At 69.7% G+C, this 16,793-nt stretch carries 17 protein-coding genes; 14 read left to right on the forward strand and 3 right to left on the reverse strand.

Going from position 1 to position 16,793, the window contains the following annotated elements; all coding sequences use genetic code 11:
- The 4 genes from ACTH43_RS16795 to ACTH43_RS16810 form a co-directional block, all read left to right on the forward strand.
- On the forward strand, positions 1–570 hold a 570-nt coding region (locus tag ACTH43_RS16795), incomplete at its 5' end, for a superoxide dismutase (RefSeq protein WP_441446041.1).
- A gap of 252 nt (positions 571–822) precedes the next feature.
- Entirely contained in the window at positions 823–993 is a 171-nt protein-coding gene (locus ACTH43_RS16800; RefSeq protein WP_441446042.1) for a hypothetical protein, read from the forward strand.
- Between the two features lie 99 nt (positions 994–1,092).
- Positions 1,093–2,547: a histidine kinase gene (locus tag ACTH43_RS16805; protein ID WP_441446043.1), complete on the forward strand. Its 1,455-nt coding sequence runs from the start codon at positions 1,093–1,095 to the stop codon at positions 2,545–2,547.
- A complete protein-coding gene (locus ACTH43_RS16810) occupies positions 2,544–3,185 on the forward strand; it encodes a response regulator (protein WP_441446044.1) in 642 nt (213 codons plus the stop codon). Before ACTH43_RS16805 ends, ACTH43_RS16810 begins: the two co-directional genes overlap by 4 nt.
- 155 nt (positions 3,186–3,340) lie before the next feature.
- Here ACTH43_RS16810 and ACTH43_RS16815 read toward each other — a convergent pair whose 3' ends face one another.
- A complete protein-coding gene (locus ACTH43_RS16815; protein WP_441446045.1) occupies positions 3,341–3,889 on the reverse strand; it encodes an AMIN-like domain-containing (lipo)protein in 549 nt (182 codons plus the stop codon).
- A 253-nt stretch (positions 3,890–4,142) separates the two neighbouring features.
- On the opposite strand from ACTH43_RS16815, the gene ACTH43_RS16820 reads away from it, so the two are divergent.
- Positions 4,143–4,643: a flavodoxin domain-containing protein gene (locus tag ACTH43_RS16820; protein WP_441446046.1), complete on the forward strand. Its 501-nt coding sequence runs from the start codon at positions 4,143–4,145 to the stop codon at positions 4,641–4,643.
- A 38-nt stretch (positions 4,644–4,681) separates the two neighbouring features.
- On the opposite strand, the gene pdxT is transcribed toward ACTH43_RS16820, so the two are convergent.
- On the reverse strand, positions 4,682–5,320 hold the full coding sequence (gene pdxT, locus ACTH43_RS16825) for a pyridoxal 5'-phosphate synthase glutaminase subunit PdxT (RefSeq protein ID WP_441446047.1): 639 nt from the start codon (positions 5,318–5,320) through the stop codon (positions 4,682–4,684).
- Between the two features lie 32 nt (positions 5,321–5,352).
- Positions 5,353–6,261, reverse strand: coding sequence for a pyridoxal 5'-phosphate synthase lyase subunit PdxS (gene pdxS, locus ACTH43_RS16830; protein ID WP_441446048.1), 909 nt, complete (start codon positions 6,259–6,261; stop codon positions 5,353–5,355).
- Positions 6,262–6,426: 165 nt separating this feature from the next.
- Between pdxS and ACTH43_RS16835 the strand changes: the two genes are divergently transcribed.
- The 9 genes from ACTH43_RS16835 to ACTH43_RS16875 all read left to right on the forward strand — a co-directional run bounded on the left by ACTH43_RS16835 (position 6,427) and on the right by ACTH43_RS16875 (position 16,552).
- Positions 6,427–7,764, forward strand: coding sequence for an aminotransferase class I/II-fold pyridoxal phosphate-dependent enzyme (locus ACTH43_RS16835; RefSeq protein WP_441446049.1), 1,338 nt, complete (start codon positions 6,427–6,429; stop codon positions 7,762–7,764).
- Between the two features lie 66 nt (positions 7,765–7,830).
- Entirely contained in the window at positions 7,831–8,592 is a 762-nt protein-coding gene (locus ACTH43_RS16840) for a TSUP family transporter (protein WP_441446050.1), read from the forward strand.
- A 659-nt stretch (positions 8,593–9,251) separates the two neighbouring features.
- Positions 9,252–10,493: an ROK family protein gene (locus ACTH43_RS16845; RefSeq protein ID WP_441446051.1), complete on the forward strand. Its 1,242-nt coding sequence runs from the start codon at positions 9,252–9,254 to the stop codon at positions 10,491–10,493.
- Between the two features lie 61 nt (positions 10,494–10,554).
- Positions 10,555–11,841, forward strand: coding sequence for an ABC transporter substrate-binding protein (locus tag ACTH43_RS16850; RefSeq protein ID WP_441446052.1), 1,287 nt, complete (start codon positions 10,555–10,557; stop codon positions 11,839–11,841).
- On the forward strand, positions 11,831–12,727 hold the full coding sequence (locus ACTH43_RS16855; RefSeq protein WP_441446053.1) for a carbohydrate ABC transporter permease: 897 nt from the start codon (positions 11,831–11,833) through the stop codon (positions 12,725–12,727). Before ACTH43_RS16850 ends, ACTH43_RS16855 begins: the two co-directional genes overlap by 11 nt.
- On the forward strand, positions 12,720–13,619 hold the full coding sequence (locus ACTH43_RS16860) for a carbohydrate ABC transporter permease (RefSeq protein WP_441446054.1): 900 nt from the start codon (positions 12,720–12,722) through the stop codon (positions 13,617–13,619). The genes ACTH43_RS16855 and ACTH43_RS16860 overlap by 8 nt, the downstream gene beginning before the upstream one ends.
- Before the next feature lie 2 nt (positions 13,620–13,621).
- Positions 13,622–14,614, forward strand: a complete 993-nt coding sequence (locus tag ACTH43_RS16865; RefSeq protein ID WP_441446055.1) for a Gfo/Idh/MocA family protein — start codon at positions 13,622–13,624, stop codon at positions 14,612–14,614.
- Positions 14,608–15,615 (forward strand): Gfo/Idh/MocA family protein, encoded by a 1,008-nt coding sequence (locus ACTH43_RS16870; protein WP_441446056.1) that lies wholly within the window; start codon positions 14,608–14,610, stop codon positions 15,613–15,615. Before ACTH43_RS16865 ends, ACTH43_RS16870 begins: the two co-directional genes overlap by 7 nt.
- A 1-nt stretch (position 15,616) precedes the next feature.
- Entirely contained in the window at positions 15,617–16,552 is a 936-nt protein-coding gene (locus tag ACTH43_RS16875; RefSeq protein ID WP_441446057.1) for a LysR family transcriptional regulator, read from the forward strand.
- The last annotated feature ends 241 nt before the right edge of the window (positions 16,553–16,793 follow it).

Consider the following 16,793-nt stretch of genomic DNA (forward strand, 5'->3'; position numbering starts at 1 on the left):
TCGGGCAGGATCATGGAGCTGCACCACTCCAAGCACCACGCGACCTACGTCAAGGGCGCGAACACGGCGCTGGAGAAGCTCGCTGCGGCCCGTGATGCGAATGATTTCGGGACCGTGAACCAGTTCTCGAAGGACCTCGCGTTCAACCTCGGTGGTCACACGAACCACTCGATCTTCTGGAAGAACCTCTCGCCCGAGGGTGGCGACAAGCCCACCGGTGAGCTCGCGCAGGCGATCGATGAGTTCTTCGGCTCGTTCGATGCGTTCCGTGCGCACTTCACCGCGGCGGCGCTGGGCATCCAGGGCTCGGGGTGGGCTGTGCTGGCGTATGAGCCGCTCGGTGGGAACCTGGTGATCGAGCAGTTCTACGATCAGCAGAACGGTGTGCCGGTCGCGACGATCCCGCTGTTCCAGCTGGATATGTGGGAGCACGCGTTCTACCTGGATTACCAGAACGTGAAGGCGGAGTACGTCAAGGCGGTCTGGAACATCGTGAACTGGGCGGATGTTCAGGCGCGGTTCGAGAACGCGACGAGCAACGCCTCCGGACTGGTCATCCCCAAGGCCTGATCCGCTCCGGCGCCTGACCCGCCCCGGCGCATGATCCGACTGAGCGTCTGATCCACCCCGTTGCGCGGGCCCTCACCGGTCCGCGCCCCGGGTGACAGCGGCCGGTTCCTCTACGGAGGAACCGGCCGCTGCCCTTTGACGGGGCGGCCTGCGGGTCAGCTGTGGCGGTGATCTGTCGCAGGCACGGACGTATCCTGGAGCCTCGGGAGGCGGGCGTTCCCGCGACAGCAGAACACGGCAGAGGAGGTCCCCATGGACGTCTCCGTCCTCGGCATCTTCTTCGTCCTGGCCATCCTCGTGGTGCTGGCGATCGCAGCGGTGGCCCTGGTCGCGGTGGTGGTCGGGAGCGTCCTGCTGGTGCGCAGGTCCACCGCACGCCCCGCGCCGACGACACCCGGCGATCCTGACCGGCCGCGCCGATAGCAGACTCGGCCGGCGCAGGCGGCGCCGCCCCGTCGGCTCGCACCGCAGCGGACCTTTCGGACGATGTGGCGGCGCTGTCGCCCCCTCTACAGTGACGGGGTGGATGTCGATCGTGCCCCCTCTCCGGAAGTGCCCCATGCGGCGGCGTCAGTCCCGGCCCCGGCCCCGGCCCCTGCCGTTGCCGTCGGCCGAGCGGTCGCGGAGGGCGACACCGCCTCCGCCCTCGCCGCCACCCTGCGCGGCGCGATGCACGTGGCCTTCCTGGTGCTGCCGAGCGTCGGCGCGCTGCGCGCCATCACTGCAGAAGCGGTGACTCCGGCTCCGGCGATCCTCGCCGCCGTCGTGATCGCCGCGATCTACCTGCTCGGCTCTCAGCGAGCCCTGGCCCGCGGGGCGGCGGGACGCTCCTCCCGCACCGACCTGCTGCTGCCCTCGCGCGGCTGGGTCCTCACCCTCAGTGCGGCCTGGATGGGCAGCACCTTCGTCTCCGCGGCCTTCGTATGGGTCGCCTTCCCCCTGTTCTTCCTGGTCCTGTTCTCCCTGGGCCGCATCGCCGGACCGCTGGTGCTGTGGGCGGTCGCGCTGTGGGCGGTGGTCGCCCCCGTGATCGCTCGCGAGCAGTGGTCCCTGGGTGTCGGGGAGATCCTCGGCCCGCTGGTCGGGGCCGCGTTCTCGCTGATCGCGCATGCCGTCTACCGGCGTCTCCTGCTGGAGTCCGACCGCAATCGGGAGCTCGTCGTCCAGCTGCGAGCCGCGCAGGCAGAGCTGGCCGACTCCGAGCGGCGCAAAGGCATCGCCGAGGAGCGTCAGCGCCTCGCCCAGGACATCCACGACAGCCTCGCCCAGGGGCTGAACTCGATCGTCATGCTCAGTCGTGGCGCCCGCAGCGCCCACCCGTCGGCCGCCTCCGAGTTCGGCCGCATCGAGGACACCGCCCGCGAGAACCTCGCCGATGCCCGCCGCCTGGTGCGGGATCTCGCCGATCGCGCCCCGCAGACCACCCTCGAACAGGCGCTGCGCACCGTGATCTCCCGGGCCGAGGCGCTCGGGGTCCTGGGGGAGCAGCCCCGTTGGGAGCTGCGCATCGACGGCACCCCGCGCGAGCTGGATCCGGCACAGGTCGAGACCCTCCACCGCGCCGCCCAGTCGCTCGTCGCCAATGTGCAGCGGCACGCCGAGGCGCAGCGCTGTGTGCTCACCCTGGCCTGGTGGCCGGACCGGGTGAGCCTGGACGTAGTCGACGACGGCCGTGGCTTCGACTCCTCCGCCGCCACCCGCCGCGGCGAGGGCGAGGGCGGTGACGGGCTGCGTCTGCTGCGCGCTCGGATGGAGCGCGCCGGCGGCGCGATAGCGATCGAATCGGCGCCCGGGGAGGGCACCACCGTCGGCCTCACCCTGCCGACGCGCGCCCCGCTGGCCGCAGTCCGGTCGACCCCAGCCTCGGACTCGTCGGGCCCGGCCCGATCGACGGCCACCCGATCGAACCCCACCCCTTCGCACCCCACCCCTTCGCACCCGACTGAGTCGCACCACACCGAGGAGCCAGGCGCATGAGCATCCGCATCATGATGGTCGATGACCATCCCGTGGTCAGGGCCGGGCTGCGCGCCCTGCTCGAGGCCGACGAGGGGATCGAGGTGGTCGCCGAGGTCGGCTCCGGGACCGAGGCCCTGCGGGTGCTCGACGAGCTCGCCGCCTCTCCCGCAGGCGCGCCGGACCTGGTGCTGATGGACCTGAACCTCGGTGACGGGATCGGCGGCATCGAGACCACCCGCACCCTGCGCGCCCGGCACCGCGAGGTGCAGGTCCTCGCCGTGACCACCTTCGATGCGGAGGCCGACATCGTCGGCGCCCTCGAGGCTGGCGCCACCGGCTACGTGCTCAAGGACTCTCCCACCGAGGCGCTGATCGCCGCCGTCGGCGAAGCCGCAGCCGGGCGCAGCATCCTCTCCCCGGAAGTGCAGCAGCGGCTGGTCGCCCGGATGACCAACCCCGCCACCGCCCTCTCGCCGCGCGAGACCGAGATCCTCGAGGTGCTCGCCACCGGCGCGACAAATCGCGAGGCGGCGAAGGCCCTGTTCATCTCCGAGTCGACAGTGAAGACCCACCTGGTCCATCTCTACGACAAACTCGGCGTGGACAGCCGCACCTCCGCGCTGCGCGTGGCCAGGGAGCGTCGGCTGATCCGCTGACGCTGTCGGAAACGCTGCTGAACGCCCGGCCGACGGGCCACCTCGGTGTCGCTGGCAGTGGCGCCGACGGACCCATCCGCGCAGCGGAGGACCGGCGGTCCTCCCCTGCACGGAGGAGGACCACCGGTCCCAAGAGTTCCCGGTCAGAGGGGTTCTCACCAGCGATGGGCTACATCGATCACCAGGCGGGATCCGTCACCGGGGCCGTCGAGCACGAACGTCCTCATCGGGAGCCGGGCGCGCACGCCGAGCCCGATCAGGGTCTGTCCCTCGAAGGTGCCGCTGAAGGCGACCTGGCGGAAGGTGCGGTAGCCGTCGACATTCACGGCCTGCGAGCGATTGCGCGGGGCGTAGGTCGCCCGGTAGTCGGCGTCATGGGCGGGGGCGTAGACCAGGACCTCCAGGTCAGCGGCGCCGCTGAGCGGAACGGTGAAACCGGAGCCCAGCGCGGAGACGCGGTTGACGTACTCCACCGAGTACCCCGAGACATCGCCCTTGAGGTCGACCACGAGCCTGTCGAAGCAGGTGTGCCGGCCGGAGCGGAGGTTCTTGATCTGGGCCGAGGACATCCCGCCGGCGGACTCCGGGAGCGAGCCCCAGGTGATGCCGCAGTAGGGGGCGGCGGTGGCGGTGGCCGGGGCGAACATCCCCAGGCCGAGCAGCAGCGCGCACGCCGCGAGGACGGATAGGACTCTCTTCTTCATGGCTGGCTCCTCGAGGAGGCGGCCGGGGCCACGGCGGCCGGGCCGTATGCCGCGATTGTCTGCCTATCTCGGGGCGGGATCCAGTGACCGGACGGTCATGACAGCTGGATCGTGATCTGCTGCTGACCGGGGACTTCGTCGGCATCCGTCCGGAAAACGGGACCATCAGCGGAGCTGTTCGGAAGGGCCCGCGCGAGGACCATGAGACCTCGGTCCCGAGCGCAACGGGAGAGTGACTGACAGGATGGGCCCCATGACCGTGCTCGTCGCCTACGCGACCCACTCCGGAGCCACCCGCACCCTCGCCGAGACTCTCACCGCCGCACTGCGCGCCACCGGGCTCGAGGTGGACCTCACCGATATCGCGGACTCGCCCGATCCCACCGGCTACGACGCCGTGGTGCTCGGCTCAGGGGTACGAGTCGAGGCGATCGAGAAGCACGCGGCCACGTGGGCGCAGCACCATGCGCAGGCGCTCGGCCAGCACCCCTTCGCGTTCTTCTCCTGCTCCGGCTCGGCCGCCGACCCGGCCAAGGGCGGAAAGCAGAAGGCGACCGACACCTTCCTCGAGAAGCTCCGGGTCACCCCGGTCGCGGTGAAGAACTTCCCCGGCTGGGTGCTGATGGACCGGATCCCCATGCATGAGCGGCTGCTGCTGAAGTCGATGCGCACGCCGACGGGCGACTTCCGTGACCTGCCCGCCGTCGAGGCGTGGGGCCGAGAGATCGCGCCGCTGCTGAGGCCCGCCCCCTAGCTCGCCAGCACCCTAGCTCGGCCGAGGCGTCAGGCAGCTCAAGGCGTCGTCGTCCGTCGTGCGGCGGCGCTCTCCAGCAGCAGGGCGTGGAGGCGCAGCTCCCCGGAGATCTCCGGGTGGAAGGCCGTGGCCAGCAGATTCCCCTGCCGGACAGCCACGATGCGCCCGTCCTCGAGGCGCGCGAGCACCTCGACCTCCGGGCCCGCCCGGACTACTTCCGGGGCACGGATGAAGGTCGCTGCGACCGGCTCCTCGCCGAGCATGGCGAGGGGCAGTGCCGCCACGAAGGACTCCTGCTGCCGGCCGAAGGCATTGCGGCGCACGGTGATGTCGAGCCCGCCGAAGGTCTGCTGACCCGCGATGGCATCCTCCAGCTCCTCCGCCAGCAGGATCATTCCGGCGCACGTGCCGTAGACCGGGAGGCCGGCAGCGATCCCCGCCTGCAGGGGCTCTCGCAGCCCGAAGGCTCGCGACAGCTTGTCGATCACGCTCGACTCGCCACCGGGCAGCACCAGTCCGTCGAGGTCGACGAGATCCGCAGGCCGGCGCACCCGCACCGTCGTGGCACCGAGGGTCACGAGCGCGCGCTCATGCTCACGGACGTCGCCCTGCAGGGCGAGGATGCCGATCCGCAGCGCGGGCGACTCCGCGGGCCCCCCGTCCGCGACGGCAGCCATTTCCGCAGTTGGCGACGGTGCGGGGGCGCTGGTCACCAGCCGCGCTCGGCCAGGCGGTGCGGAGCGGGAAGGTCGGCGACGTTGATGCCCACCATCGCCTCACCGAGCCCGCGCGAGACCTCCGCGATCACGGAGGGGTCGTCGTAGAAGGTGGTGGCCTTGACGATCGCCGCGGCACGCTGGGCCGGGTTGCCGGACTTGAAGATCCCGGAGCCGACGAACACCCCGTCGGCCCCCAGCTGCATCATCATCGCGGCATCCGCCGGAGTGGCCACGCCGCCCGCGACGAACAGCACCACGGGCAGGGCGCCGGTCTCGGCGACCTCCTTGACCAGCTCGTACGGAGCCTGGAGGTCCTTCGCAGCGAGGTAGAGCTCGTCCTCGCTCTTCGCCGCGAGCGCGCGGATCTCGGAGGAGATGGTGCGGATGTGCTTGGTGGCCTCGGAGACGTCACCCGTGCCGGCCTCGCCCTTGGAGCGGATCATCGCCGCGCCCTCGGTGATGCGGCGCAGGGCCTCGCCGAGGTTCGTCGCGCCGCACACGAAGGGCACGGTGAAGCGGTGCTTGTCGATGTGGTGGAGGTAGTCGGCGGGGGAGAGCACCTCGGACTCGTCGATGTAGTCCACGCCGAGCTCCTGGAGGATCTGCGCCTCGACGAAGTGGCCGATGCGGGCCTTGGCCATCACCGGGATCGACACCGTCTCGATGATGCTGTCGATCATGTCGGGGTCGCTCATGCGGGAGACCCCACCCTGGGCGCGGATGTCCGCGGGGACCCGCTCGAGGGCCATGACCGCGACCGCGCCGGCGTCCTCGGCGATCTTCGCCTGCTCGGCGGTGACGACGTCCATGATGACGCCGCCCTTCATCATGTCGGCCAGGCCGCGCTTGACGGTGCCGGTGCCGGTGGTGGGGGAGTGGGTGGATGCAGCGGTGTTCATGGGATGTCCTCAGTCGCTCTCGCGGCGCGGGCCGACGGCATCCAGCACGTCGACCCTCCCTGCACCACATTGGCCTAGGCCAAAACGTAGCACGGCCCAGGTCGAAGTGCGAGGACAGGTCCGGGGAGTGGCCCGGGATCGACGGGGCCCGCCTAGACTCGCAGGGTGAGCACGGACAGCGACGTGGTGATCAGCGGCGGGACCGCAGCGGAGATCGCCGACAGCGTGCGGGCCCTCGTGGACCGCGGCGAGTTGGTCCCCGGGCAGAGCCTGCCCCCGGTGCGCGCCCTGGCCGAGCAGCTCGGGATCAACCGCAACACCGCCGTGGCCGCCTATCGCACGCTCGCCCGCTCCGGGGTCGTCGTCTCCCTGGGCCGCGCCGGCACCCGAGTCGCGCAGCGGCAGGCCGTCGCGCAGGAGGGCTTCGCCGCTGCCGGGTCTCTCCGGGACGTCGCCACCGGGAACCCCGATCCGCGCTTGATCCCGGACCTCGGCCCGGCCCTGACCGCCGCGGCCGGACGCCCCGTGCTCTACGGAGAGCCCGTGATCGACCCCGGTCTCGAGCAGTGGGCCAAGGAATGGATGAGCCCCGACGCCCCCGCGGAACCCACGGACCTGCATCTGACCCTGACCAGCGGTGCCGTCGACGCTGTCGAGCGGCTGCTCGCCCAGGCCCTGATGCGGGACGACGCCGTGGCGCTCGAGGATCCCTGCTTCCTCGCCAGCATCCAGATCGCCCGGCACGGAGGCTACCGGGCCGTTCCGGTCCCGGTCGACGCCGAGGGGATGACCGCCGACGGCCTCCGGGCTGCGCTTGAGCAAGGGGTGCGGGCGGTCGTGTGCACCCCGCGCGCCCAGAACCCCACCGGGGCCTCGCTCAGCGAGCGTCGCGCCGCCGAGCTGCGCGAGGTCCTCGCCGCGCACCCGTACGTGCTGGTCATCCAGGATGACTACTACTCGCTCCTCTCCCATCAGCCCTTCCACTCGATCGTCGGCCCCGCGCATCGGCGCTGGGCGCTGCTGCGCTCGGTCTCGAAGTTCGCCGGCCCCGACATGTGCCTGGCCGTCACCGCGACCGACCCCGAGACCGCAGGCCGACTCGCCCAGCGGCTCAGCCCCGGCACCACTTGGGTCAGCCATCTGCTGCAGCGGATCACGCACGCCGTGCTGACCGACCCCGCCGCGCTCGCGCTCATCGACCGGGCCGGGGCCCACTACGCCGCGCAGAACACCGCCTTCGCCGCCCGGCTCACGGCGCAGGGCCTGCCGGTGGAGGCGGGGGACGGGATGAGCCTGTGGGCCCCCGTGCCCGTGCCCGCCCGAGTCGTCGCCGAGCGGCTCATGCGACGAGGGTGGCTGGTGCGCACCGGAGACGACTTCCAGCTCGCGCCCGGCGCGGAACCCTCCCACCACCTGCGGCTGACCGTGCACGACCTCGACGAGGAGGCCGCCGAGCGGCTCGCCGCGGATCTCGTCGCCGCGGTGGAGGAGAGCGCCGGCTGAACTGTCGCCCCGTATCGTGAGACCGGTGGCGCAGCGCCTGCGTCGCGACGAGGTCAGGAGGCGACAGTGCAGATCGAGCTGGCCCTCCTGGTCGTGATCGGCGCGGTGCTCCTCGGCGTCACCCTCCAGCGCACCAGCGGCATGGGCACGGGCCTGGTGCTGTCACCGGCGCTGGTGCTGGCGATCGGCCCGGTGACCGGGATCCTGCTGACGAACATGACGACCGTGGTCTCGGCGGCATTCCTGACTTTCGCTGTGCGCGCCGACATCGACTGGGGTCGCTATCTCCGTGTCGCGCCCGCCATCGTGGTGGGTGCCGTCCCGGCTGCTGTGCTGGTGCACTCGGTCGAATCGGGCTGGCTGGAGGTGATCATCGGAGTCACGCTCCTGGCCTCCCTCGCCGTCACCCCGCTGCTGCGCGGTCGCGAGGCCGCAATGCCGGCCACGCCTGCCGGGCTCCTCGCCGGGGCGCTCGGCGGCTTCCTGAACACCGCCGTCGGGGTGGCCGCCGCGGCAATGCTCGCCTATGCGCATGTGACCCGCTGGGACCAGCGTTCCTTCGCCGCGACGCTGCAGCCGATCTTCCTGACCATGGGCCTGATCTCAGTGATCTCGAAGCTGGTGGTGGGGGCCAGCGGATCAGCGGAACCCCCGCCCTGGCCGCTGATGGTGGCCGCCATCGGCTCCGTTCCGTTCGGGGTGCTGATCGGCGGGGTCGTGGTCAAGAAGGTGTCGGCGAGAACTGCTCGGCGGGTGGCGGTCGGAGTCGTCCTGCTCGGATCCATTGCAACTCTGCTGCGGGGGATCGGCCAGGTCATCGGCCTCTGATCGTGCAGGTGGGATCGGGACAGCCCGCTGTGGTGCTGGACGTGCAGCTGGCCTGAGCTGACGCCGCCGAGCTGGCGCTGCTGCGGTGAGGCCAGCTCGCACGGGCCCGAAACGCATCGATCCCCTCTCAGCTGTCGTGACGAGGGGTTCGTGGCGACAGCTGAGAGGGGATGGACGCTCCTGGCGTCTGGCGATGGACAGCCAGGGAAAGAACAGCCAGGGAACGGACAGCCAGGGAAGGATCAGCCAGGGAAAGAACGGTCAGACAATGAACAGCGGCCCCGGCGCGAACGCCACCAGGAGCACCACGATCAGCCCCAGCCCGTAGAAGGGCAGCAGCGCTCGCGCGGTCTCCAGGATCGGGGCCTTGCCGATCGACGCGGAGATGAACAGCGTGGGGCGGGCTGTTCGACACCGTCGCCCGCACCGTGGTCTCCCACGGGATCGAGCTGTGATTCCGGCGCGTCACACGTGTTCAACCAGGGTGTGACCCGCGTCGACGGCAGCAGGCTTCTGCGGTCGGTCAGGAACTCGCTTGACAAGCAGGTGATCTGCGGCATACCTTCTGCAAACAAGTTTCATAACTATGCGGAGCATGGGCAGAGGAGCCGGTGACCGCGTGCCCAGTCCCTGCTTCGATGTGGAAGGTGTGGCCTGCCATGGTGCAGCGAATGGTCGACGACGCCGACCGCCCACAGGACCGGACTGCTCCGGTCGAGGCGGGCGATCAAGGGCTGCGGCCCGAGGCTCAGCGCCTGTACGCGACCGCACTCACCTGCATTCTCAAGGAGGTCTGCGACCGCGGCAGCGCCACCATCGGAGAACTCTCCGAGATGGCCGGCGTGAGTCGGCCGACGGTGCAGCGTGCACTGGGCGAGCTCGATTCGCTCGGTCTGGTGCGCGAGAGCGAACTGCGACACACGGGGTCGGGACGGCCCGCGCGCACCTGGGGCCCGACCGAGGGCCCGCAGATGGTCCTGGGCGTGGACATCCGGCGGACCGAGACCCGTGTGACCGTCTCCAGCTTGACCGGAAGATCTCTCGTCGATGTCGTGACCAGTCATGACACGCTCCTGGCCGCCAGCGCCGGACCTTCTTCACAGCCGGTCCTGCATGACGAGGATCGTTCCGTGCCCCGGCTCGTCCTCGAGCATGTGGCCGCACTGCTCGTGCAGCACGACATCGACCCTGCCGACGTGCTCGATGCGGTGATCGGGGTTCCGGGCATCGTGGCGAAGGACGGAGAAGTGCTCCTGTCCAACGGCGTCCCCGAGCTGACCGGATATCCCCTGGGGCGCCGAGCCGGCGAGATCATCCCCCTGGCCTCCGTCCAGGTGGAGAACGACATGAACCTCCGAGCGATGGGGGAGCTGCGTATCGGCGTCGCGCAGGAGCTCTCCTCCTTCGTCTATCTGACCAATCACGATTTCCACCGGCCCGCGATCGTGCTGGATGGGACCTTGTGGCATGGCCATCACCGAGTGGTCGGCGAGGGCGACATCCTCTCCCGCAGCGGCGCGATCTCGACTGAGCTCACCGCACACGGCAGGACGGTCGAGTACTTCGAGGTCGCACAAGGCATCGAGGACGGAACGCTCGACGCCTCGTGGCTGCCGGTGCTGCACGACCAGTTGGCCACCGTGCTCGCACTCCTTAGCTACACCATCGACCCCGAAGCGGTGATCGTCCACGGCGGAGCGATCACCACGGGAGAGCCGGCCCTCCAGGACCTCGAGGAGCGCTTCCACGCCTATGCGGTGACCGAGGACGCGCCGACGGTGATCGCCGCCAGCCACGGCGCGGACCTCACCATGAGCGGCGCTCTGGCTCTGGCACTTCGTGACGCGCTGATCAGGGTCCTCGGAGTATCGAACCCGCTGATTCCGATGATTCGTCGCTGATACCTTTCTCAACCAGGCAGCACATTCCAGCGATCGCTGGTCTTACCCCAAGGAGATACCCATGACCCGTACCACCCGACGCCTCTTCCTCGGCGGCACCGCCGCCGTCGGCGCCACCGTTCTCGCCGCCTGCAGCGGAGGCGAGGGCGGGGGCGGGGACATCCCGGAGGAGATCCCCGCCGACGAATCCGCGAAGATCGCCTACAGCATCTGGGATCAGGCGCAGAAGCCGGCCATGGAGAAGATCGTGGCCGCGTTCAACGAGGAGTACCCCAATATCGAGGTCGCCATCAGCGTGACCCCCTTCGCGCAGTACTTCGAGAAGCTGCAGACCCAGGCCACCGGTGGAGACCTGCCCGACGTCTTCTGGATGAATGGACCGAACTTCCAGCTCTACGCCGCGGAGGGCAAGCTTCAGGACCTCGCTGGCGTTCCGGGTCTTGATACCTCGAAGTACCCCCAGGCGATGAACGATCTGTACACCCTCGAAGACGTCCAGTTCGCAGCTCCGAAGGACTTCGACACCATTGCCCTGTGGTGGAACGAAGAGCTGTTCGAGCGGGCCGGGGTCGCGACGCCGGAGGAGAACTGGACCTGGGACGACTATGCAGAGGCTGCTCGGGGTATCACCGACGCCCTCGGCTCCGAGGGGATCTGGGGCGGCTGCAACGGCGTCGAGAACCAGGCCTACCTCTACGCCCTGACCTTCCAGGCCGGTGGCGAGATCATCTCCGAGGACCGCACCACCTCCGGATACGACTCGCCCAGCGCCATCGAGGCCTTCACCTTCGCCCGCTCTCTGGTCGAGGACGGGGCTCACCCCTCGATCGCCTATCTCACCGACAACAAGCCCTCCGACGTCTTCAATGGGGGGAAGTCGGCGATGTACTGGTCCGGCAACTGGTCCGCCGCGGTCTTCAAGGATTCTCCGGTGAAGGAGTCGATCCGCACCGCCCCGCTCCCGCAGGGCTCCGAACTCGCCAACGTCATCCACGGGATCGGCAACGCGATGGCTGCCGACGGCAAGAACAAGGCGGCGGCTGCGGCCTTCCTGGCCTTCATCTCCGGCGAACAGGCGAACGTGATCCAGGCCGAGGAAGGCGCGGCGAACCCGGCGTACGAGGGCACGGCTGATGCCTACGTCGAGTCGGTTCCCGAGTTCAACCTCCAGATGTTCATCGACAATGCCGCCGACGCCCACCCCTACCCGATCTCGAAGAACACCAACGCCTGGCTGAGTCTCGAGAGTGACTACTACCCGCGCATCATGAGCGGGGAGCTGGACGTGGAGGCCGGGCTCAGGGAGCTTGCGGGGAAGATGAACGAGGCGCTGGCCGATGAGGAGTGAGCGCACCGGTGCCCTGAGACGGGACGACGCCTGGGCCTGGGTATTCATCGGGCCGCTGATGGCGGGCGTCGCTGTCTTCTACTTCTGGCCCCTCCTCAGCACGTTTTACAACTCCTTCACGGAGTTCGGCTCCTTCGGCGGCACTGAGTGGATCGGACTGGAGAACTACCGGAACCTGGTGACGGACGGCGAGGTCCCCCGGGCGGTCCTGAACACGCTGATCTACACCGCAGTCGTGATGCTGGGGATCCCGCTCTCGGTGTATCTGGCGTCGTTGCTGAACCGGCCCGGCCTGCGCTTCGCCTGGTTCTACCGGGTCATGTTCTTCATGCCGATCGTGGCGATGCCAGCGGCGATCGCGATGGTCTGGCGCATGATCTACAACAGCGACTTCGGGATGCTGAACTATCTCCTGTCGCTGATCGGGATCGAGGGCCCGTACTGGATAGCGAGCCCCGGCTGGGCGCTGGCCGCCGTCAGCATCGTCGGCCTCTGGGCGTCGCTCGGCTTCTCGATCATCATCCTCTCCGGGGGTCTGCGCGGGATACCGCCGGAGCTGTACGAGGCCGCCTCACTGGACGGCGCAGCCCCCATGCGGCAGTTCTTCTCGCTCACGGTGCCGCTGCTCACGCCCAGCATCTTCTTCCTCACCATCATCACGGCGATCAACGGCTTCCAGCTCTTTGATCTGCTGTACGCGCTGATGGGCCCGACGAATCCGGCGATGTCGCGCACCCAGTCGCTCGTCTTCCTCTTCTATGAACAGGCGTTCGGTCAGAACGACAAGGGGTACGCCTCAGCGATCGCCGTGCTCATCCTGGCCATCATCGGTCTGATCACGGTGGTCCAGTTCCAGTTCCAGAAGAAGTGGGTGAACTATGACTGACACCGCCGTCACGTCCCCGAGCACGGGGCAGGTGCAGGCCCGCGGCATGCAGAGCGGGGAGCGAGGTCGCAGGTCCCGCGGCCCGCGCAACATCGACGCCTATCTGGTGCTCACATTCGGCGGGTTGATCATGATCTTCCCGTTCGTGTGGCAGCTGATCATGTCGCTGTCCACGCAGGCGGAGGTGACGAGTGTGCCTCCCACCCTGCTCCCGGACGTCGTGCAGTGGCACAACTACGTCGACGTCTTCGACCTGCTGCCGTTCGCGAGTCAGTTCTCGGTGTCGGCAGCGGTCACCGTGATGCGGGTGGTCGTGCAGATGATCCTGTGCGCGATGGCTGGGTACGCTTTCGCCCGCATGCAGTTCCGAGGTCGCGGGATCATCTTCGCGCTGCTCCTGTCCATCCTGATGGTGCCGAGCCAGATCTACCTGATCCCGCAGTACTCGATCATTCAGAACATGGACCTGCTGAACACTGTGCTGGGCATCGCGATGCCAGGGCTGTTCAGCGCGTTCGGAACCTTCCTGCTGCGACAGCACTTCATCTCGATGCCGGACTCGCTCGAGGAGGCGGCGAGGCTCGACGGTGCGAATCAGTGGCAGATCTTCTGGAAGGTGATGCTCCCGCTGTCAGGGCCTGCCCTCGCCTCGGTCGCCATTCTCACCACGATCGCTTCGTGGAATGATCTGCTGTGGCCGCTCGTGGTGAGCACCTACGAGGAGCAGATGCCGCTCGCGGTGGGTCTGGCTACGCTGCAGGGACAGCACATGACGAACTACCCCGTGATGATGGCTGCGAGCCTTCTGGCGATGACGCCGATCCTCATCCTCTTCCTCCTCCTCCAGCGCCGTGTGGTCGAAGGACTCGCCCACTCGGGAATGAAAGGTTGACCATGATGACCTCTGCTCACGCCGACCCCTTGCGCGTCGGCGTCGTCGGCACCGGCGGGATCTCCCGCGCCCACCGGCCCGGCTGGACCCAGCTCGGCGTCGACCTGCACTGCTACAGCCTCGCTGGCGCCGAGGAGTTCGCGGCCGAGTCCGGTGCGACCGTGCACGGCACCCTCGAGGAGCTGCTGGCCGCGGTGGACGTCGTGGACGTCTGCACCCCCACCCCGGAGCATCCGGCGATCGTGCGCGCGGCGCTGGACGCCGGCATGGACGTGATCTGCGAGAAGCCGCTCGCCCTGGATCCCGCGGAGGCGCTCGACCTGGTCGAGCATGCCGAGAAGGCGGGGCGCCGGCTGTTCCCGGCGCACGTGGTGCGGTACTTCCCGCAGTACGCCGCGGCGAAGCGCGCGATCGACACGGGCGCCGTGGGGAACCTCGCCGTGCTGCGCTTCGAGCGCACCGGCTCCCTGCCCAGCCGTGAGTGGTACGCGGACGAGGAGCTGTCCGGCGGCATCGTGATGGACCAGATGATCCACGACATCGACCAGGCGCTCTGGATGGCCGGCCCCGTCGACCGGGTCTACGCCCAGCAGGCGATCGCCACCTCCGACGCCGCGGTGCGCACCGCCCACGTGGTCCTCACCCACCGCTCGGGCGTGCTCAGCCACTGCCGCGGTTTCTGGGGCCCAGCCGGCACCACCTTCCGCTACACCTTCGATCTCGCCGGGGACGCAGGTCGGCTGCAGTACGACAGCGCCGGCGACTCCGGGATCGTCTTCGACGCCGTCGCCTCCGCCCGGCAGTCCAGCGGCGATGGCTTCCTCCCCGACGTTTCGGTCCTGGCCGACCCCTACGCGGCCGAGATCGTCGAGTTCATGACGGCGCTGACCACCGGCGCCCCCACCCGCGTGGATGCGGCCGACGGCGCCCTCGCCGTGGAGGTCTCCCGCGCCGCCCTCGAGTCCCTGCGCACCGGACGGAGCATCACATGCTGACCGCACGCCCCACCGACCCTGCTGGCCCGCTGAAGATCGCGCTGATGAGCTGCGCGCACACCCATGCCGTGAGCTATGCGGCGCAGCTCGGGGACCGAGCCGAGGTGGACCTGGTGGTCGCCGATCCCGACGGCTACGGCGATGTGCGCGGGGTGCGCGTGGTCCCTTCCTACGAGGACGCCTGGGCCGCCTGGCCCGAGGGCCCCGACGCCATCGTGGTGACCAGTGCCAACGCCCACCACAAGGACCTGGTGCTCGAGGCCGCGCGCCGCGGCGTGCACGTGCTGTGCGAGAAGCCGCTGGCCACGAACGTTCCCGACGCCGAGGCGATGGACGCGGCATGCCGAGAGGCCGGGGTGGTGCTGATGACCGCCTTCCCCGTGCACTTCGCCCCCGCGATCCAGGCGCTGCGCACCGCGGTGGCCGACGGCACCCTCGGCGAGGTCATCGGACTCACCGGCACCAACAACGGCAAGCTGCCCTCGGCCCGCGATTGGTTCACCGATGTGGAGCTCGCCGGCGGCGGCGCGATGGTGGACCACACGGTGCACCTGGCCGAGATCCTCGACTCGGTCTTCGGCCCTCCCGCGACCGTCCACGCGGTCACCAACCGCATCCTGTACGCCGAGCGGGCGGGGGAGGGCGCCGAGACCGGCGGCCTGGTCACCCTCACCTATGACTCGGGTGTGGTCGCGACCATCGACTGCTCCTGGTCCCAGCCGGCCGACGCCCCCACCTGGGGCGGCCTGCGCCTGCAGGCCCTCGGCACCGGCGGGCAGCTCCAGATCGACGCCTTCGCCCAGCACGTGGGCGGCCCCGGCCAGTGGCTCCCCTACGGGACGAACACCGACGCCCTCCTCCTCGACGCCTTCCTGGGCGCGGTGCGCGAGGGCCGGGCGGCGGATCCCACCGGTGAGGTGGGGCTGCGCACCGTCGCGGTGGTCGCCGCCGCCCAGGAGTCCGTGCGCACCGGCCAGCCGGTGGCGCTCGCGACAGCCTGAGATGACAGCACCCGGCACGGTGCTCGATGACCGAGAGCTGCGCTGCGTCCTCGCGGTGGCCCGCTCGGGGTCTCTGCGCGGGGCCGCTCGCCAGCTGGGCCTCGCGCCGTCGGCCGTGCAACGCACGATCGTGGCGGTCGAACGCCGCCTGGACGGAGTGCTCTTCGAGCGCGACGTCGCCGGGGCGCGGATCACCACGCTCGGCCAGGTCGTGGTGCGCCACGCCCAGGAGCGCCAGGACCTCGAGACCGGGTTCGCTGAGGAGATGGCCCGCGCCCGGACCGCCGAGGTTGGGGAGGTGACCCTGGCGGTCGGGCTCGGATTCCTCGAGGACATCGGGTCCCAGGTGCTCGGCCCCTTCCATGCCGCACATCCCGAGGTCACGCTGCGCGTCCGGACCGGGGGCACGGATTCGATGGTCGAGGCGCTCACGGCGGATGCCGCCGACATCGCGATCGCCCTGCACCCCGCGCCATCCGCCGAGGTCACCACGGTGCGCACCCTGCCGCAGCCGCTCGGCCTGGCCTGCGCCGCCGACCACCCGCTCGCCCGGCGGTGCGAGGGAGGCAGGACGCTGCGCCCTGCGGAGCTCGCGGGGGAAAGGTTCGCGGTGATGCTGCCCGGCTTCGGCCTGCGCGCCCTGCACGACGAGTTCACCAGGGTCCACGGGGTCCAGGGCGACGTCGTGCTGGAGACCGACTCCCAGGCTGTGCTGATCGGCGCGGTCGCTCAGGGGCAGGCGGTGTCGCTGCTTCCACCGGTGTTCCTCACCCCCGCCCCGCCTGGCAGCGACGTGGTGCTGCTCGACGTCGCCGATGAGCATGTCCGGGCCGTGCGCGCGGAGCTGATGGTGCGCCGCGGCCGCCGATTGCCGGCTGCGGCCCGCGCCCTGCTGGACACCTGCGCGCACTGGATGGACTCGCAGGCCGCACGCTGAGCGCGAGGCCGGCGCGGGATGATGACCAGATCCAGCTGTCCCTGCCGCGACGAGTTCGCGTTCCCCCGCTCAGGTGTTCTCTCCTGGGCAACGCCCTGTCCTGTGGGAAGGGGCTATGCGGGACATCATCCGGGGCCCTAGTCTCCGAAAGATCCCCGCCGGGACGTTCTCCTCACTGCCGAGGACGCGCAGCCCCGGCCCTTCCCCCGAGGAGGTCCCATGGAGACCGCACGTGGTCTGC

The organism is Brachybacterium sp., from assembly GCF_052095815.1.
Classification (GTDB): Bacteria; Actinomycetota; Actinomycetes; order Actinomycetales; family Dermabacteraceae; genus Brachybacterium.